The 18,665-nt window shown below is 69.5% G+C and carries 16 protein-coding genes; 10 read left to right on the top strand and 6 right to left on the bottom strand.

What is annotated here, in order from left to right; translation table 11 throughout:
- The first annotated feature begins 1 nt into the window (after position 1).
- The 6 genes from EV648_RS29915 (at position 2) to EV648_RS29890 (ending at position 7,090) form a co-directional block, all read left to right on the top strand.
- Complete coding sequence (locus tag EV648_RS29915; RefSeq protein WP_132298466.1) at positions 2-967, top strand: carbohydrate ABC transporter permease; 966 nt, start codon at positions 2-4, stop codon at positions 965-967.
- The gene (locus tag EV648_RS29910) at positions 964-1,830 is read left to right on the top strand and encodes a carbohydrate ABC transporter permease (protein WP_132298465.1); all 867 of its coding nucleotides are present in this window, start codon (positions 964-966) and stop codon (positions 1,828-1,830) included. Before EV648_RS29915 ends, EV648_RS29910 begins: the two co-directional genes overlap by 4 nt.
- Complete coding sequence (locus EV648_RS29905) at positions 1,814-2,686, top strand: SMP-30/gluconolactonase/LRE family protein (RefSeq protein WP_132298464.1); 873 nt, start codon at positions 1,814-1,816, stop codon at positions 2,684-2,686. Before EV648_RS29910 ends, EV648_RS29905 begins: the two co-directional genes overlap by 17 nt.
- Positions 2,683-3,810 (top strand): mandelate racemase/muconate lactonizing enzyme family protein, encoded by a 1,128-nt coding sequence (locus EV648_RS29900; protein WP_132298463.1) that lies wholly within the window; start codon positions 2,683-2,685, stop codon positions 3,808-3,810. The genes EV648_RS29905 and EV648_RS29900 overlap by 4 nt, the downstream gene beginning before the upstream one ends.
- Positions 3,811-3,903: 93 nt before the next feature.
- A complete protein-coding gene (locus tag EV648_RS29895) occupies positions 3,904-6,645 on the top strand; it encodes a family 16 glycosylhydrolase (protein WP_132298462.1) in 2,742 nt (913 codons plus the stop codon).
- Positions 6,632-7,090, top strand: a complete 459-nt coding sequence (locus EV648_RS29890) for an NUDIX hydrolase (protein WP_241995707.1) — start codon at positions 6,632-6,634, stop codon at positions 7,088-7,090. The genes EV648_RS29895 and EV648_RS29890 overlap by 14 nt, the downstream gene beginning before the upstream one ends.
- Before the next feature lie 44 nt (positions 7,091-7,134).
- On the opposite strand, the gene EV648_RS29885 is transcribed toward EV648_RS29890, so the two are convergent.
- Entirely contained in the window at positions 7,135-7,446 is a 312-nt protein-coding gene (locus EV648_RS29885) for a helix-turn-helix transcriptional regulator (RefSeq protein ID WP_132298460.1), read from the bottom strand.
- A gap of 88 nt (positions 7,447-7,534) precedes the next feature.
- Between EV648_RS29885 and EV648_RS29880 the strand changes: the two genes are divergently transcribed.
- The 3 genes from EV648_RS29880 (at position 7,535) to EV648_RS29870 (ending at position 11,376) form a co-directional block, all read left to right on the top strand.
- Positions 7,535-8,734: an MFS transporter gene (locus EV648_RS29880; protein WP_132298459.1), complete on the top strand. Its 1,200-nt coding sequence runs from the start codon at positions 7,535-7,537 to the stop codon at positions 8,732-8,734.
- A 69-nt stretch (positions 8,735-8,803) separates the two neighbouring features.
- On the top strand, positions 8,804-9,859 hold the full coding sequence (locus EV648_RS29875; RefSeq protein WP_132298458.1) for a hypothetical protein: 1,056 nt from the start codon (positions 8,804-8,806) through the stop codon (positions 9,857-9,859).
- Complete coding sequence (locus tag EV648_RS29870) at positions 9,856-11,376, top strand: hypothetical protein (RefSeq protein ID WP_132298457.1); 1,521 nt, start codon at positions 9,856-9,858, stop codon at positions 11,374-11,376. The genes EV648_RS29875 and EV648_RS29870 overlap by 4 nt, the downstream gene beginning before the upstream one ends.
- A 57-nt stretch (positions 11,377-11,433) precedes the next feature.
- Here the strand turns inward: EV648_RS29870 and EV648_RS29865 are convergent, their stop codons facing one another.
- Genes EV648_RS29865 through EV648_RS29850 form a run of 4 tightly spaced genes read right to left on the bottom strand, consistent with a single transcriptional unit; the run spans position 11,434 to position 16,026 of the window.
- The gene (locus EV648_RS29865) at positions 11,434-12,177 is read right to left on the bottom strand and encodes an SDR family oxidoreductase (protein ID WP_132298456.1); all 744 of its coding nucleotides are present in this window, start codon (positions 12,175-12,177) and stop codon (positions 11,434-11,436) included.
- Between the two features lie 51 nt (positions 12,178-12,228).
- Positions 12,229-13,116, bottom strand: coding sequence for an RNA polymerase sigma-70 factor (locus EV648_RS29860; protein WP_132298455.1), 888 nt, complete (start codon positions 13,114-13,116; stop codon positions 12,229-12,231).
- A 10-nt stretch (positions 13,117-13,126) separates the two neighbouring features.
- The gene (locus tag EV648_RS29855) at positions 13,127-15,142 is read right to left on the bottom strand and encodes an AAA family ATPase (protein ID WP_132298454.1); all 2,016 of its coding nucleotides are present in this window, start codon (positions 15,140-15,142) and stop codon (positions 13,127-13,129) included.
- 47 nt (positions 15,143-15,189) lie between these two features.
- Positions 15,190-16,026: a phosphatase PAP2 family protein gene (locus EV648_RS29850; protein ID WP_132298453.1), complete on the bottom strand. Its 837-nt coding sequence runs from the start codon at positions 16,024-16,026 to the stop codon at positions 15,190-15,192.
- A gap of 207 nt (positions 16,027-16,233) precedes the next feature.
- Here EV648_RS29850 and EV648_RS29845 point away from each other — a divergent pair, with 207 nt between their 5' ends.
- Entirely contained in the window at positions 16,234-16,791 is a 558-nt protein-coding gene (locus EV648_RS29845) for an NTP transferase domain-containing protein (protein WP_132298452.1), read from the top strand.
- 114 nt (positions 16,792-16,905) lie between these two features.
- On the opposite strand, the gene EV648_RS29840 is transcribed toward EV648_RS29845, so the two are convergent.
- Complete coding sequence (locus EV648_RS29840) at positions 16,906-18,549, bottom strand: DNA repair helicase XPB (RefSeq protein ID WP_132298451.1); 1,644 nt, start codon at positions 18,547-18,549, stop codon at positions 16,906-16,908.
- Between the last annotated feature and the right edge of the window lie 116 nt (positions 18,550-18,665).

Raw genomic sequence — 18,665 nt, 5'->3', positions numbered from 1 at the left:
CATGACGACGACCGTCGAGCGCCCGCTCGCGAAGGCCCCGGTCGCGGCCACCAGGTCGCGCCGGCCGGGGCGGTTCCGCAAGCACCTGTGGAGCTACCTGTTCCTGGTCCCGCTGGTGCTGCTGTTCGGTGGCTTCACCGTCTGGCCGATGATCGCCAGCTGGTGGTACGCGTTCTTCAACTGGGACGGGGTCGGCTCGCCGACCGACTGGGTCGGCCTGGCGAACTTCCGGGAGGTGCTCGGCGCCGACGCGTTCTGGCGGGCGTTCTGGCACTCGTTCGCGTTCTCGCTGGCGGCGATCTTCATCGAGATGCCGCTGGCCCTGGTGATGGCGATCCTGCTGAACAGCAGCTGGCTGCGCTTCCGCAATCTGTACCGGCTGGTGCTGTTCCTGCCGGTGGTCGCCACCACCGCTGTGATCGGGATCGTGATCGCCATCCTGCTCGACCCGGCCGGGGGGCTGGTGAACCGGATCCTGCTGGACACCGGCCTGGTCGATCAGCCGGTCAACTTCCTCGGCAGTACGTCGACCGCGCTGCCCACGCTGCTGTCGATCGACGTGTGGAAGGGCTTCGGCATCACCTTGATCTACTGGCTGGCCGCGCTGCAGACCGTGCCGAAGGATCTGCAGGAGGCCGCGGCGATCGACGGCGCGGGCTTCTGGCGGGCCCTGCGCTTCGTCACCCTGCCGGTCGTCACGCCGATCGCGATCGTGATCCTGCTGCTCGTGTTCCAGCGCAGCCTGAACACCTTCGACCTGGTCCGCGCGGTCACCGAGGGCGGGCCGGACTACGCGACCGATGTGGTTCCGACCTACATCTACCGGTACGCGTTCGACCCGTCGCTGCAGGCACCGCGGTACGGGTTCGCCTCGGCGGCGGGTGTCGTCTTCGGGTTGCTGACCCTGGTGGTCACGTTGCTGCAGGCACCTTTCCTGAAGCGCCGGCTGTCCGGAGGCAAGGCATGAGCGGGGGTGTGGGACTGCGCCTGAACCGGCGCCTGAACCGACGCCTGGTCAGGCGTAACGTCTGGCACCTGCTGCTGATCCCGCTGTGCCTGGTCTGGATCTATCCGTTCGTCTGGATGATCTCGGCCGCCTTCAAGACGCCGCGGGAGATGCTGATCGGCGGCCTGTCGCTGCTGCCCGACGAGGCGACGCTGGAGAACTTCCAGCGTGCCTGGACGACGGCGAAGTTCAGCACCTACACGGCGAACACCATCACGTTCTCGATCGCGGTCGTCGTCATGGTGCTGCTGGTGGCCTCGACCGCCGGCTACGCGCTGGCCAGGCCGGGGCTGCCGGGCAAGAAGGTGTTCGTCGGGGTGCTGATCGCCACGATGTTCATCCCGCACGGCTACACGATCATCCCGACCTTCATCGTGGTGAACGGCCTCGGGCTCGGCAACGGCCTGCTCGGTTCGGCGCTCGCGCAGGCGGGTCCCGCGCTCGTCGTACCGGTGCTGTTGTTCATGGGGTTCTTCAGCGGGATCCCGAAGGAGCTGGAGGAAGCCGCGCGGATGGACGGCGCGGGGTACCTGCGGACGTATTGGCGGGTGATGCTGCCGCTGGCGAAGCCGGTAATGGGCACGGTGGCGCTGATGAACTTCATCGGCGCCTGGAACGCCTTCTTCATCCCGCTGGTGTTCACCCTGGGCAACCCGGACCTGCGCACGCTCGGCGTCGGGATGTACGGGTTCTACGGCCAGGACACCACCGACTGGACCGGACTCGCGGCCGCGGCCTGTATCAGCGTGGTGCCGATCGTGGTGGTCTTCCTGTTCCTGCAACGGACCTTCGTCGAGGGGATCGCGGGTGCGGTCAAGAGCTGACCTGATCTCCACCTCCGCTTACGTGCAAGGGGAATCACCCCGGCTCGATCCCAGGACCGGTGAGCTGGTCTGGGTGGACATCGCGGCCGGCCGGGTGCATCGCGGCAGCCTCGCGGATGGCGTACTGACCGTGGCGCGAGACTACGAGATCGGCCGGCCGGTCGGGGTCGCGGTGCCGCTGGCCGAGGCTGGTGCCGGGTGGGCGATCGCTGTGAAGGAGGGGTTCGCGCACCTGGCGGAGGACGGCACGGTGACGCCGCTGGCCACCGGCCTGACGTCCGGGCGGGACCAGATGAACGACGGCGCCTGCCATCCGGACGGCAGCTTCTGGGCCGGCTCGCAGGCGCTCCCGCGGCAGCCGCACGCGGCGCTCTTCCGCTTGTCGCCGGACGGCTCGGTCGACACCATGCTGACCGGCCTGACCGTTGCCAACGGCATCGACTTCAGTCCGGACGGCCAGACGCTGTACTTCGTCGACACCCTGCCGCACCGCCGCCTCGAAGCCATCGACCTGTCCAAAGATACGCCGGGCGAGCGCCGCACGATCGTCGCGGTCGGCGGCGGGAATCCCGACGGGCTGGTGCTCGACGACGAAGGATGCATCTGGGTGGCGGTGTGGGATGCGAGCGAGGTCCGTCGGTACGCGCCGACGGGTGAGCTGCTGGCCACCGTCGAGCTGCCCGTACCGAGGCCGACCGCGGTCTGCTTCCAGGGCAGCAGCCTCGTGATCACGACTGCCTCGCTGGGGTTGACTGATCCGCCGCCTGGCAGTGGCGGGTTGTTCGCCGTCGACGCGGGAGTCACGGGCCCTGCGTCGAGGCCGTGGCGAGGCAGATGTGATGGGGTGGACGCATGAAGATCGAGGAGATCGACCTGGTGTCCCTGCCGGCCGCGGACGACTGGCCGGCGCTGGTGGCGGTAGTGCGGACCGAGGACGGCCTGACCGGGATCGGCGAGGTCGGCATGCGCGGCCGGGAGCGTGCGGCGGCCGGGCTGGTCGAGGATCTGCGCCCGCTGTTGGTCGGCGTCGATGCCACCCGGATCGAACGCATCTGGCAGCTCGGCTACCGCTCCGCCTTCTTCCCGTCCGACCGGCACCACGGGTCGGTGCTGGCCGGGATCGACATCGCCTTGTGGGACCTGCAGGGCCAGCGCCTCGGGGTACCGGTGCACGCGCTGCTCGGTGGGCGCTCGCGGGATTACGTGCCTGCTTATGCGCATGTACGCGGTGGGTCGATGGACGACGTACTCAACCATGCGTCCGAGCTGGCCGAGCAAGGGTGGCAACACCTGCGGCTGACGGCGTGGGATCCGGAGGAGCCCGAGTACAACGCTCGCCGGGCCGTTCGGTGGACCGTCGAGCTGATGCGGGAGTTGCGGGCCGGGCTGGGCGACGAGATCGAGTTGCTGCTCGACGTGCACACCCGGCTCGACCTGGCCGAGGCCGTCCAGCTGTGCCGTGAGCTCGAGCCGCTCCGCCCATTCTTCGTCGAGGACCCGCTGCGCGGCGAGCACCTCTCGGCGTACAAGTCGCTCCGCGGGCGGGTCGGCGTACCGATCGCGGCGGGGGAGCAGCTGTGTACGAAGTGGGAGTTCCGGCAGTTGGTCGAGGACGAGCTGATCGACCACGCCCGGATCGATCTCGGGCACACCGGCATCACCGAGGGCCGCAAGATCGCCGCCCTGTGCGAGACCCACCACGTCCAGCTCGCCCTGCACAACTCGATCGGCGCACTCTGCACGGCCGCGTCGACGCAGTTCAACACGGCGCTGCCGAACGTGAGCGTGCAGGAGCAGTGTCAGCGGGCGACGCCTCCGCTCGGCGCCTTCACCTCGACCATCCAGGCCGAGCCCGGCCGGCTGACCGCCACGGACGCACCAGGCCTGGGCATCACCGCCGACCTGTCCCAGGCGCTGCCTCCCGAGACGGCCGTCATCCCCCGGCTGCACCGGCCGGACGGCTCGGTCACCAACTGGTAGCGATCCATGGTGTAGATATCTCATCTGCACTATGGACATGAAACCCGCGCGGTCATATCGTCGGTTCACGCCCGAGACGTTGGGAGCCGTCTGATGACCGTCCGCCCTGTTCGATTCCTGGCCTCACTCGCACTCATCGCATCCACCCTCACCGTCTCCGCCGTGTTCGGCGTCGCGCCGGCCACGGCCGACCCGGCACCCGGCCCGAACCACGTCCCAGCCGGGTACCAGCTCGACTGGTCGGACGATTTCTCCGGCACGACGCTCGCCGCGAACGACTGGTACAAGCGCGAGGGCTCGAAGGCGATCTGCAAGAACGACCCGGACAACGTCACGGTCGGCGGCGGGGTCATGCACATCGCGCTGGAGAAGGAGGTGAACGGCGACACGGACTACACCTGTGGCGGCATCATCTCGACGAAGACCTTCGGCTACGGGTACTACGAGACGCGGGCGAGGTTGTGGGGCGACAAGGGCTTCCACTCTGCCTTCTGGCAGATGGGCCTGGCCGACTATGTGCCGGACGCCCCGTCGTACAAGGGTCCGTACAACAGGTTCAACGAGATCGACGGGTTCGAGATCGACTCGCACGCGCCGGGCACGGTCCAGCAGCACACGCACTGGACGGTGCCGCAGCACATCGGCAACCCGGGCGGAGTGTACGCCGGGCCGGACTCGTCGGACGGGTATCACACGTACGGCTACGAGTGGCTGCCGACAGAGATCCGCTTCTACGTCGACGGCGTCTTGAGCCGCACTCTCGCCTACCCGGGACCGCATGCCCTGCAGAACGTCTGGCTCACCACACTCGGATTCACCGAGCCCGTGACCGAGACGAACCTGCCGGGTGAGACGACATGGGACTACTTCCGCTACTACAAGCCGATGGACTCCGCCAGCGACGTTGCCTCTGGTGAAGTCCTTGTGGACAACGGAGATCCGGGCTACGCCGAGACCGGTACGTGGTCGGCGGCGGGGGATGCGTACGGCTATCAGGACAAGCTCACCCGGCGCGCGGCGACCACGGGTGCCTCCGCGACCTGGACACCTGCTCTGCCCGCGACGCAGTCCTACGAGGTCTACGCGTGGAACCCGGACTTCATCAGAACCGGCAGTACTGCGGCCCGCTACGCGATCACCCATGACGGCGGTACTACGAACGTCCTGGTGGATCAGACGAAGGCGGGTCAGCAGTGGATCGACCTCGGCTCCTACGTGATGACACCGGGAGCCGGCCGGAAGGTGCAACTCGTCAACAACGCGGGTGCGACCGGCACGCTGCGGGCGGACGCGGTGAAGTTCGTCCCTACGGTAGTGATCGACAACGGCAGCGCCGGGTATACCGAGGCCGGGCCGTGGACCAGTACCACCACGGTGAAGGGCTGGCAGGCGACGGACACTCGCTACTCGTCCACCTCGACCTCCACGGCTCGGTGGACTCCGCAGCTACCTTCGGCCGGGCCGTACGACGTCTACGCCTGGATCCCGGGGAACTCCCTGAACGTGACGACAGCGCAGTACGTCGTCACCAGCAGTGCGGGCGCCAGCGCGCCGGTGGATCCGGCGGAGTCGGTCGGTGTCGATCGGTGGGTGCGGCTAGGCAACTACCAGTTCGCGGCGGGTGGTGCGGGCTGGGTCGAGCTGAGCAAGCCGTCGGGGCATGAGGGTTATCTCCGCGCTGATGCGGTGAAGTTCGTCCCGGCGCCTGCCGCCGACACCGTGGCTCCGGTGACTCCGACGAATGTCACCAAGACCGTGGAGACCTTCCCGGCGACGGGCGACGCTGTACTCGACCTCCAGTGGACTCCGGTGACGGGCGCGGACGTGGTCGGGCATCACGTCTACCTCGATGGCCGGCGACAGACTGCCAACCCGGTACGCCGTGGGTCGTTCCAGCTGCACGAGCTGGCTGCCGGGCAGACGTACCAGTTGTCTGTCACGACGATCGACAGGTCCGGCAACGAGTCGCCGGCCTCAGCCCCGGTCGCAGTACAGGTCCCTGCTGATGGTCAGGCTCCTGCGACGCCTACTGGTCTGGTGGGGGAGGCTGCCAACGGCCAGGCGGTTCTGTACTGGAACCAGAGCCCTGAGCTGGATCTGCTCGGCTACAACATCTACGCCGACGGTGTGCTGATGAACACCGACGAGCCGGTCGGCAACATCGGCAACCCCGGGTTGGTTGCCCAGGGCATCCCCGTGCCGGACCTGGCGAACAATGTGGCGCACAACCTGCAGGTGAAGGCCGTAGACCTCAGCGGCAACGAATCGGCGCCGGCGACGGTCTCGGTGACGCCGCTGCCGATGGTGATCGTGGGAGTCGCGGACCCGGGCTACAGCGAGACTGGGGTCTGGGCACCGTCCAGTGTGCCGGGCTGGCTGACCTCGGGGACTCGCGCGGCCAACGGTGTCGGCAGGACCGCTGACTGGCGGCCGGACCTGCCTAGCGGCGGCCCGTACGACGTGTACGCGTGGGTGCCCAACCACGAGAACAGCACAGCGGCCGCGCACTACGTGGTCACCCATGCGACTGGCACTGCGAGCAAGGACCTCAGTCAGAAGACCGGTGGAATGCAGTGGATCCTGCTCGGCCGGTACCAGTTCGCCGCCGGTACAGCGGGGCACGTCACCGTCTCCAATCCGTCCTCCACCGGCTACCTCCGCACCAGCTACACCAAGTTCGTTCCGGTCAGCCCCTCCTGTCGGAGGGTGCTGGCAGGGTCGGCGCATGCGGAGTTCGGTGCGGAGGGTTCAGGATTTGGTGCGGGGGATTGTGGCGTTCGACGAGGTGGAGGCGGGGCATCGGGACGAGGCGTTGAGGTGGTTGGCGAGCACTGACGATGTGTTCCGGCGGGTGAAGCCGGCGACACCGAGTCCACATCTGGTGTCGTACGTGGTGGTGATCGATCCGGTGGATCGGAGCAGTCTGCTGGTGGATCACCTGAACGCGAAGTTGTGGCTGCCGCCGGGCGGCCACGTCGAGCCGGACGAGGATCCGGTGGACGCTGCCCGGCGGGAGGCATCCGAGGAGCTCGGAGTACACGCGGAGCTTGTGGATGCCTTGCCCGCTTTCATCACCGTCACCGAGACGGTCGGGGTTGATCACGGGCACATCGACGTGAGCTTGTGGTTCGTGGTGCACGGGCGGCGGGGGATGTCGTTGATGACTGATCCGGCCGAGTTCCGCGAGGCGCGGTGGTGGACGCCCGAGGAGGTCCGCGCGGCTGGTGCCGGGGTGTTCGACCCGCACTACCCGCGCTTTGTCGCGAAGCTCGCCGGCTAGCGGCGTCCGCGGTACTCGGGTCGCAGGCGCCGGGACTCGGGTCGTCAGCGTTGGGCGGCGAGGATGCCGGTCAGGAGGCCGGGGTAGAGGGTTTCGAGGTCCTCGCGGCGCAGGGTGCTGATGCGGCGAGTGCCTTCGGTGTGGGTGCTGAGGACGCCGGCTTCGCGCAGGGTGCGGAGGTGGTGGGCGCGGGTCGAGGCGGTGACCGGGAGCTCGATGTCACCGCACGCGATGCCCTCGGGTGCGTCGGCCAGCGCGCGGACGATCTGTAGCCGGACGGGTTCGCCCAGTGCCTGCAGGACCGTCTCGACGCGAATCTCCTCGCGGTCCGGTTGCGGCAGCGCCCTTGTGGTCATGGGTCCATAGTACGACGCCTGTCGAAGTTCGATGAAGATCGTAGTACGATCAACGTCGAACTAGTCGTCCACCCCGGAAGGTCCCTTGATGTCCGCACGCATCTACCTGCTGGCCGCGGGTGCTTTCGCCGTCGGCACCAGCGCGTACGTCGTGTCCGGCGTGCTGCCCGCCGTCAGCTCCGAGCTGCACGTCTCGCTGACGGCCGCGGGCCAGCTCGCCACCGCCTTCGCCCTCTCGTACGCCGTCGGCGCGCCGCTGTTGTCGACGCTCACGGGCCGCTGGGAGCGCCGTACCCTGCTGATCGCGGCGTTGCTGCTGGCCGCGCTGGGCAACGGCATCGCGGCCATCGCGACGAACTACCCTCCCCTCATCGTCGGCCGGATCGTGGCCGCGCTCGGCGCCGCGGCGTACACCCCGGCGGCGACATTGTTCGCGACCGGATTCCTGCCACCGGAGGAGCGAGGCCGAGCGGTCGCAGTGGTGTTCGGCGGACTGACCTTCGCCCTGGTGCTCGGCGTACCGGCGGGCAGCCTGCTCGGTGACAGCCTCGGGTACCGCGGCGTGTTCGCGCTGATCGCGGCCGTCTGCCTCGTGGTCGCTCTCGCGGTGCGGTCCGCGCTGCCGAAGGCGGCCGCGCCGGCCGCGGTGAGCTTGCGCGAGCGGTTCGCCGGACTGACCGACCGGCGCGTCCAGACCGTGCTGCTGATGACGGTCCTGGCCGTGCTCGCGACCATGAGCGTCTACATCTACGTAGTGCCGTTGCTCGCCGAGACCGCCCACCTGAAGGGTGGAACGGTCGGCATCCTGCTCCTCGTGTACGGCGTGGGCGCGGTGCTGGGCAACCTGGTCGGCGGCCGCGCGACGGACCGCTTCGGCAGCCTGCGCACGCTGACGGTGACGCTGATCGGCTTCACCGCGGTGATCGCCACCCTGACGCTGAGCGCGACCACTGTGGCCGGTGCCGCCATCGCGCTGTTCGTCTGGAGCCTGTTCACCTGGGCCTTCAACCCGCCGATCCAGAACCTCCTGCTGGAGCTGGGTGAGGGCGGCGGCCTCCTGCTGGCCATGAACGCCTCCGCGATCTACCTGGGCGCAGGGCTGTCCGCGGTAGCAGGCGGCGTGATCATCAAGCTGGTGGGCGTTCAGTTCCTCCCGCCGATTGCCGCAGCCCTCGGTCTGGTGGTGCTCGGCCTGCTGTACACCTTGCGCCGTGACCCGGCATTGCAGCAGGTCGAGCACCTCGAGCCGGTCGAAGCCGAGGAGTGCCTGGCCGCGGCGGTCGACTAACCAGCAGGCCTCCGACACCCCAGGTGCCGGCTGAACCGGTAGACCCCGGCTAGGGCAGACTTTCGGCCCATGCGTCTGCTGGCCGGCCTCCTGCTCCTGACCTGCTGGGCTCTTCCTCAGGTGGCGTCGGCGGATCCCTCGCCGACGCCCACCGAGGTCGAACAGAGCACAGTCACTCCCCTTGACGTAGTGGAGGGCTGGAAGAGCTCGCCTGTGTACGTCGAACCGTCGCAGCGCTCGCTGGTTCCGGAGCAGGAGGCCGCCCGGCTCGCTGAGAGGGTCAGTGGGCAGAACCAGGCCATCCGGATCGCTGTAGTACCAGCAGCCGCTCTCCGCTTGGGTGCGCAGGAAGACGCCGCTCGGGCCTTCGTCGACGAGGTGGTGGACCAGCAGAAAGCTGACGGGATCTACCTGGTGGTCTTCGGCGGAGCGATCACCTGGGGGAGCGCGGTGGGAGTCGACACACCCATCGCCGAGATCCTGACGGATGAGCTCGAGAAGCACAGCCGGTCGGATCCGGTCGGGCTGCTGGACGGCGTACTGAATGAACTGGCCGTCCCGGGCTCATCCGGCGGTACTCCGGGGTGGCTGTGGCCGCTGGTGATCGTGCTGATCGTCCTGGTGGGGTTGGGCTTCGGTCTGCGGTGGTGGAAGCGCCGCCCGGGCAACGACGAAGGGCCTGCGCTCTACCGGCCGTCGTACGACGTACTGCCGGATGAGGCGGACGCCCTCGAGGAACGGCAGAAGCTGGCCAGGGAGGACATGACGCGGTTCGGCGAGGAACTGGACACCGCCGACGTGCGTGTGGACGGCGTGAACACGGCAGCGGATGTGCAGGCCGCGCTCGACGCGTACACGGAGGCCGGCCGGGTGGTCGACGGCCAGCCGGATGACGCGCGGCTGCGGGAAGTGCGGGCCACGGTGGAGTACGGCCGCTGGAGGCTCGCCACGGCGCAGGCTCTCGTGGCCGGGACGCCTGTGCCGCCGAGGCGGGCCGCCTGCTTCTTCGATCCGGCGCACGGAACCTCGGCGAGGGACTGGATGTACACGCCTGCCGGTGGACGAGCGCGGGAGATTCCTGTCTGCACGTCGTGCCAGGCCCGGCTCTCGGGAGCAGCGCGATGAACCGTTGGACCGGACTGCTCGGCGCTGCCGCGGTGATCGCTGCCACGACATTGCCTGGCCTCGCCGCACAGGCAGCGACCCCGACGCCCACGCCAAGGCCGACCCCGAAGCCCAGCACCTCGAAACCAGTCTTCCGCTACACCCCACCCGACATCGAGGGCGATCGACGGAAGGCCCAGGCTGCCGCCGAGTCGTACCTGAACGACGTCGCCGCCAAGCTCGGCCAGACCGGTCTCTGGGTCGACCCCGACGTGAAGAAGCTGAGCAGCACCGAGACCGCCGAACTCGACAGACGGGCGAAGGCGGCCGTCGCGCCGCTGCGGATCGCGGTGATCCCGGCCGAGAAGATCGACACCGCGCCCGCCTCGATCTCGTCGTACACCAGGCTCGCCTGGGAGGGCGAGGAGATCGCCGACCAGTTGTACGACCGGGTCGGCGTCGAGGGCGTGTACGCCGTCCTCGTGGACGCCCGGTCCGAATCAGCCGGGCGCGGGTTCCACGCGGTACAGCGGGCGGACCACGGGCCGACGTACCACGTAGGTGACGGGGTGGACGACGCCGTCGACTGCTGTGCGCCGGACTACGAGGAGATGCTCACCAAGTTCATCGAGCGCGCCCAGGAGGTCGACAAGCCCTTCTACATCGACGCCGCCCCGTACGCCGGTGGCGTGGCCGGGGTAGCGGCCTTGTGGTGGGGCGGTACTGCGCTGGGTGCTCGCCGGGCGCGGCGGAAGGACGAGGAGAAGCACCTGGAGGTCTCGCGGCCGGTGCTCAACGAGGAGATCATCGCGCTGTCGCAGCAGGTGTCCGCGCTGCCGACCACGGCTGATCCCCAACAGTCCAAGCTGTCCAAGGACGTGCTCGACACGGTGGAGAAGGCGCGCCACCGGCTCGACGAGGCCAAGGGGGACGCCGACATCGAGGCTGTCGCCACGCTGCTCGGCTCGGCCCGCTACGGTATGGCCTGCCTGGATGCCTTGCGTGCGGGCAAGCCGATCCCCGAACCGACGCCACCGTGCTTCTTCGATCCGCGGCACGGCCCGAGCACCACGTCGACCAACTGGACGCCGGACGGTGGCAGGGAGCGGGGCGTTCAGGTCTGTGACGCCTGCGCCGCCCGAGTGGCCGCCAACGAGCAGCCGGACATGCGGATGGTGACGGTACGGAACCAGCCCCGGCCCTACTGGTCGCTGGGCGAGGAACTGGCCTCGTACATCGACGGCTACTGGTCCCAGGGCGATGGGCGCCGATGGTACTTCCCCGATGAGGACGCCCGTCGCGCTGGTGAGGCCATGCGTGCCCGCTGGCGGTCCCGCCGGCCGGGTGCTCGCTTCAGCCGCTGGAGCGGTGACGTCGGTACCTCGCTGGGCAACTGGTCCTCGTCCAGCGACGGCGGTGGCGGCGGGTGGAGCTCCGGCTCATCCCGCCGGCGCTCCTCCTCGTCCCGGACCCGCTCCAGCGGAGGCGGCTCCAGCCGCCGGTCTTCCCGGCGCTCTGGCGGCTCCCGCGGCTTCTGACCGACCGCGCGCCACCTGCAGCGGAGGACCTTCCGGGGCGGCGCGCGGTCGGGTCGGTCAGTGGGACTTGAGCCACTCGGCGTAGGTGGTCTCGGACAGCGTCGCGCCCTCGCCCGGGACCAGGCTGCGCTCCTCCAGCTCGGTGCCGAAGTAGGTGCCGTGCGGATCGACCTCGAGCTTGCGCGGGTCGTTGCTCAGGGCAAGGTGCTGCTGGATCAGGTCGCCGAACCGGAACTCCTCCGGCCCGCCGATCTCGGTCTTCCCGTTCAGCGGCGAGCCGACCGCGGTCCGGCCGACCGCCGCGGCGACGTCCTCGGCCGCCATCGGCTGGATCAGCGCGTCCGGCACCCGGATGACGCCGTCCTCGGTGGCCGAGTCGGCGATCCGGCCGACGAACTCGTAGAACTGCGTCGCCTCCACGATCGAGTACGGGATGGACGACTCGGCGATCAGCGCCTCCTGGGCGGCCTTCGCCTCCAGGTAGCCGCTGTCCGGCAGCCGCCCGGTGCCGACCACCGACAGCGCGACGTGGTGCCCGACGCCCGCCTCAGCCTCCGCCGCGATCAGGTTGCGGGTGGACGTCTCGAAGAACTCCATCACCGCCGCGGCCTCGAAGGACGGCGAGTTGGACACGTCGATGAGCACCGACGCGCCGGTCAGCACCTCGGCCAGGCCCTCGCCGGTCAGAGTGTTCACGCCGGTGTTGGGCGACGCCGGCACCGCCTCGTGGCCGTGCTCACCGAGCTTGGAGACGAGGTACGACCCGATCAGGCCGCTGCCGCCGATCACTACGATTTTCATGGGGGCCCCTTCGCTGCGTCCGGAGGCATCGGACGCCGCCCGGTCGTACAGCTAAGACAGGGCAGCACGCGGGGGTGTGACAGCGGTCAGCTTCGCCGGGTTCATCGCCCACTGGATCTGGTCGATCCCCTCGGCGGACGCGCTGACGGTGACCAGGGCGAAGGCCAGCCCGTCCCGGGCGATCAGCACCGCCGACCGGCCGTTCGCCTCCACCCAGGTGAGCGTCGTACCGACCCAGAAGCGCGAGGCGAAGGACGCCACGTACTTCGAGACCTGCGTCCGGCCCAGCACCGGGATCCGGCTGGCGCGGGCAACGCCGCCGCCGTCGGAGTAGCTGGCCACATCGGCCGCGAGCAGTTGCTCCAGCGAGGCGAGGTCACCCTGCTGTGCCGCGGCGAGGAACGCCTTCAGCAGGCGGCGCTGCTCGGCGGCGTCGACCGGCTCGCGCCGTTCGTCCGCGAGCCGCTTGCGGGACCGGCTGACCAGCTGCCGGACGTTCGCTTCCGAGAGCTGGACGATCTCGGCGATCTCGTCGTACGGGTAGCCGAAGGCCTCGCGCAGCACGTACGCCGCTCGCTGGGTCGGGGAGAGCTTCTCCAGCAGCAGGAGCACCGCCAGTTCGAGAGCCTCGCCGCGCTCCGCCCCGAGAGCCGGATCGGCACTGGTGTCCACCGGCTCGGGGAGCCACGGCCCGATGTAGGTCTCGCGGCGGACCCGGGCGCTCTGGGTCGCGTTGATCGCGAGCCGGGTCGTCACGGTGGCCAGGAAGGCCGCGGGCTCCTTCACCGTGCTGCGGTCGTACGCCTGCCACTTCAGCCAGACGTCCTGGATCAGGTCCTCGGCCTCGTGCACGCTGCCGAGCATCCGGTAGGCGATCCCGAAGAGTCGCGGTCGCACTTCGCCGAAGGTCGCGGCGGCGTCGTCGAGATCGGTGGTCACGAACTCCAGCCTACGGGCGGTCGCCGAGGACAGCCGGGAGGTCCTCGCTGTGCAAGACCGCCAGCGAGGTCACCGCACGGGTCAGGCAGACGTACAGCCGGCGCAGCCCGGTCCGCTCGTCGGCCTCGCCCGCGACGATCCCCGCGGGCTCCACCAGGACGACGTGGTCGAACTCGAGACCCTTCGCCAGACCGGCCGGTACGACGTCCACGTGCGCCTCGACATCATCCTCGTCACCGAGAACGGCGAAGCTGACTCCCTTGTCCTGCAAGGCCTTCCTGGTCTTGGTGACCAGCGCGTCCGGCACGATCAGCCCGATCGAGCCAGGCCGGTCGGAGACGGCCAGCACGGTCTCGACGGCAGCCACCAGGCTGTCCGGGACCTGCGTGATCGCCAGTTCACCGCGGGCCCGTCGTACGGCGGTCGGCGGGGTCAGGTGCGGCGCGATCAGCGGCAGCAGCCGGGCGGCGTACTCGATCACCTGGCCGGGTACGCGGAACCCGGCGGTCAGCTCCTCCGTGTGGGCACCGGTCTTGCCGAGGTGGCCGAGCGCCTCGTCCCAGGACGGCGTCGCCCACGGAGTGGTGCCCTGCGCGATGTCACCCAGCACGGTCATCGAGCCGGTCGAGCAGCGCCTGCCGACGGCCCGCAGCTGCATCGCCGAGAGGTCCTGCGCCTCGTCGAGCACGACGTGCCCGAGGCTGGGAGTGCGGTCGACCAGGTCGGCGACCTCGTCGATCAGGGTGGCATCGGCGACGGACCACTTCGCCGCGCCGGCCGACCGGGGCGCCTTCTCCCAGCGCAACAGGTCCTGTTCCTCGGGGGTGAGGATCCCGTCGGCGTGCTCGGCGAGCAACTCGGCGTCGGTGAACAACTGGAACACGAGCCTGGCCGGGTCGACCGCCGGCCACAGCGCCTCGGCGTACTGCTTGACCGGGCGGCTCCGGGCCACGGAGTCCTGGACGCGGTCGTCGGGGGAGTCGCCGGCGGCCTCCATCCGCAGGAGGACGGCATGGGCGAGCCGCTGTGGCAGCATCGCCCGGCCGGCGCCGTACCGGACCCCGCGAGTCCGCAGCTCGTTGACCAGCTCCTCCGCCTGGTACGCCGGTACGCGCCACCGGTGGGACCCCCGCGGGACCACCAGCGCCTCCTTCGGGAGTTGCACCTGCGACCAGACGGCGCGGCGGAGTACCTCGGCCATCCGGGCGTCGCCTTTGAGCACGTCCACCGCGGCCGTCCCGGGTCCGGCGATCTTCACCCGCGCCACCATCTCCTCGACGGTGGTCTGCTTCGCCTCGATCTCGCCGAGCGCGGGGAGCACGTCGCCGATGTAGCGCAGGAAGCTCGCGTTCGGGCCGACCACCAGGACCCCGGCCCGGCTGAGCTGGTCGCGGTACGCGTAGAGCAGGTACGCCGCGCGGTGCAGGCCGACCGCGGTCTTCCCGGTCCCGGGTGCTCCCTGGACGCAGATGGTGTCCTCGACCCCCGCCCGCACGATCACGTCCTGCTCCGGCTGGATCGTCGCCACGATGTCGCGCATCGGGCCGGAGCGCGGCCGCTCGATCTCCGCGTCCAGGATGTCGCTGTGCTCCTCGACCGCCCCGGCGCTGGTCAGGTCCTCGTCCTCGAAGGCGGTCATCTCGCCGTGCGTGAAGCCGAACCGGCGGCGCACCCCGACGCCCATCGGCTCGGTCCGGCTGGCCCGGTAGAACGGCACCGAGATCTCGGCCCGCCAGTCCACCACCAGCGGTTCGCCCGCGTCGTCGTTCACGTGCTGGCGGCCGATGTGGAACGTCTCGGGCGTCGGCTCCAGGTAGTCCAGCCGGCCGAAGAACAACGGTACGTCCGGGTCGTCCTCGAGCTCCTTCATCCGCCGCCAGATCGCCGCCTTGAGGAACTCCGTGTTCACCGGGTCCGCACTGGCGATCTCCAGCGACCCCGTCTTCTGCCGCATCACCGCGAGCGCGGCGCGCGACGTACGGAGGTAGTCCTTCTCGCTGGAGAGGATCGGATCGTCAGGGGGCATGACAGGACCTCCGCAATGCGGTCGACGGTCAGGGAAGCCCCGCCACGTTACTTGAGCGCCAGCTCCGGCGAAACCGAATTATCCCCGTCGCCGTCCCTGCCGCGGGACCGGCCGCGGACCTTGGCTCGCGGCGTGTCGCTGTGCAGCCCGGGCCGCAGCAGCAGCGGCAGGCTGATCGCGAGCAGGATCAGGACGACGATGCCGTCCAGCCAGTAGTGATTCGCCGTCACCACCACCACGCCGAACGTGATGATCGGGTGCAGCAGCCACAGCCATCGCCACTTGGTCCGGGTGATCAGGATCATCGACAGGGCGATCAGAGCTGCCCAGCCGACATGCAGGCTCGGCATCGCGGCGAACTGGTTCGCCACCCCGCTGGAGTTGTCCGGTCCGTACACCGACTGGCCGAACCGCAGGCCGGTGTCCACGAATCCGGGCATCATCCGCGGCGGTGCCAGCGGGAAGACCATGTGGCCGATCAGGGCGAGACCGGTCAGCGAGACCATCGTCCAGCGAACCGCGGGATAGGCCTTCGGGCGCCAGATGCTCAGCCAGAGCAGCACCGCGCCGGTCAGCGGCGCGTGCACCGAGGCGTAGTACAGGTTGGCACCCTCGATCACGTGCGGCACCTGGAGCGCCGCGTGCTGGATCGTCGCCTCGTCGGGCAGATGCATCCAGCGCTGGAACGACAACACCTCGCGGGCATGGTCGAATGCCGATCCCGTGTGCTTCCCGGCGAACTGCCGGCCCGCACTGTAGACACCGAAGAGGGTGGCGAGCAGGACTACTTCTCGTACCACCCTCCACACCACCGGCGCGGGCCTCGAGGAGGCCCGCCCCCTTTCCCCCGCCAGTTCCACCTGCTCCAGTGCGTGTGTCCCCATACCCCTCGACGGTACCGGTCGGAGCGTCAGGTTTGGCCCAGGCTGAACCCTGATGTTGCCCTGGGCAACCCCCGAACCACGCTTCGTGACCGGACCATCACCCCCCTCCGCGTGTCGGCGTAGAAACCCTCTTTGAACGCAACCCCCAAGCCGCGCTGGTCATTCCAGGATGGCTGTCAGATCACACCTGCGCGAGACTGTGCTGCCATGAAGCCATTCGGAGTACTGCTCGCAGCCGGCGCCGGGACACGGATGGGGCAGCCGAAGGCGCTGGTGCGCGATGCCGGCGGTGTGCCGTGGGTGGTGCGATCCGCCCGCGTACTGCGCTCGGGCGGGTGCGACACGATCGCCGTGGTCGTCGGAGCGGCGGCCGACGAGGTCTCGGCGCTGCTCGTGGGCGAGGACGTCGTGATCGTGCCGTCGCCCCAGTGGACGGTAGGAATGTCCGCCTCGCTGTGTGCGGGGCTGGACTGGGCCGCGACGACGGAGGCGGACGCCGCGCTCGTGCACCTGGTGGACATGCCGGACGTCGGACCGGACGTCGTACGGCGGGTCGTCGTGGCAGGCGGTCCCGGCGACGCGGCACTGGCACGAGCGGGATACCGGGGCAGGGCCGGGCACCCGGTGCTGATGGGGCGGGTGCACTGGGAGCAGGCGAAGGCGGCCGCCACGGGGGATCGCGGCGCCGGCTCCTACCTGAAGCGAGCCGGCTGCCCGCTGATCCCCTGCGAAGATCTTGCCTCAGGCAACGATCAGGACACCTGAGCGAACCTGCCACCGTCCGGCCCTGACGACGAGCCGGACCGCCAGCCCTGAGACCCCCCAAATCTCCCGGACTTTGCCTGCAGCCGATCCCTCAGGTGTGGGGAGGCCGGGTGGTCAGCTGGTGAAGAGGTTTTCGGCGTCGACGATGGTGTAGGCGTAGCCCTGTTCGGCGAGGAAGCGCTGGCGGTGGGCGGCGAACTCGGCGTCGACGGTGTCGCGGGCGACGATCGAGTAGAACCGGGCGGTGCGGCCGTCACCCTTGGGGCGCAGTACGCGGCCCAGACGCTGGGCCTCCTCCTGGCGGGAGCCGAAGGTGCCGGACACCTGGACGGCGACGGACGCCTCGGGCAGGTCGATGGAGAAGTTCGCGACCTTGCTGACGACGAGCATGTTGATCTCGCCGGTGCGGAACGCCTGGAACAGCCGCTGCCGCTCCTTGACCGTCGTCTCGCCCTTGATCACCGGGCACCCGAGCCGCTCACCGAGTTCGTCGAGCTGGTCGATGTACTGCCCGATCACCAGCATCGGCTCGCCCTTGTGGTGGTCGGCGATCTGCCGTACCAGCCTCGACTTGGCCGGGGTCGACGCGGCCAGCCGGTACCGGTCCTCGGGCTCGGCCGTCGCGTAGACGAACCGCTCGGTCTGCTCCAGGTCGACCCGGACCTCGATGCAGTCCGCCGGCGCGATCCAGCCCTGCGCCTCGATGTCCTTCCACGGCGCGTCGTACCGCTTCGGCCCGATCAGCGAGAACACGTCGCCCTCGCGCCCGTCCTCGCGGACCAGCGTCGCGGTCAGCCCGATCCGCCGCCGGGTCTGCAGATCCGCCGTCATCCGGAAGATCGGCGCCGGCAGCAGGTGCACCTCGTCGTACACGATCAGGCCCCAGTCGCGCGCGTCCAGCAGTTCGAGGTGCGTGTAGACGCCCTTCCGCCGCGTCGTCATCACCTGGTACGTCGCGATCGTGACCGGGCGGATCTCCTTGCGCGCGCCGGAGTATTCGCCGATCTCGTCCTCGGTCAGCGTGGTCCGCTTGAGCAGTTCGTCCTTCCACTGCCGCGCGGACACCGTGTTCGTCACCAGGATCAGCGTGGTCGCCGACGCCTGCGCCATCGCGGCCGCCCCGACGATCGTCTTGCCCGCGCCACACGGCAGCACCACGACACCGGAGCCGCCGTGCCAGAACGCGTCCGTGGCCTGCTGCTGGTACGGCCGGAGGTCCCAGCCGTCCTTGACCAGGTCGATCTGGTGCGCCTCGCCGTCGACGTACCCCGCGAGGTCCTCGGCCGGCCAGCCGATCTTCAGCAGCGTCTGCTTCAGGTGGCCACGCTCGGACGGGTGCACCAGCACGGTGTCGTCGTCGATCCGCGCCCCGATCATCGGCTTCACCTTGGCCGACCGGAGCACCTCCTCGAGCACCGGCCGGTCGGTCGTGACGAGCACCAGACCGTGCTGCGGGTGTTTCTCGAGCCTGAGTCGCCCGTAGCGGTCCAGCGTCTCCGCGATGTCGACCAGCAGCGAGTGCGGCACCGGGTACCGGCTGTAGCGGAGCAGTACGTCGATGACCTGCTCGGCGTCATGCCCAGCTGCCCGGGCGTTCCACAGCCCCAGCGGCGTCAGCCGGTACGTGTGCACGTGCTCCGGCGCCCGCTCCAACTCCGCGAACGGCGCGATGGCCTTCCGGCAGTCGGTGGCGTCCGGGTGAGCGGTCTCCAGCAGCAACGTCTTGTCGGACTGAACAATCAACGGACCGTCGGTCACCGCGAGATCTCCCGTCAGCAGCTACAGGCGAAGATCTCCGCCCGACCCTCCATTGTGCCCGCTCCCGCCAAACCACCGGTCTCCCGCCAGCTGTTGGCGCGCGGGGGCCGGCTGGT

Source organism: Kribbella sp. VKM Ac-2568, assembly GCF_004345365.1.
In the GTDB taxonomy this organism is placed as follows: Bacteria; Actinomycetota; Actinomycetes; order Propionibacteriales; family Kribbellaceae; genus Kribbella; species Kribbella orskensis.
The sequence above is the reverse complement of the archived record's forward strand: the minus strand, read 5'-3'. Positions and strand labels throughout refer to the sequence as shown.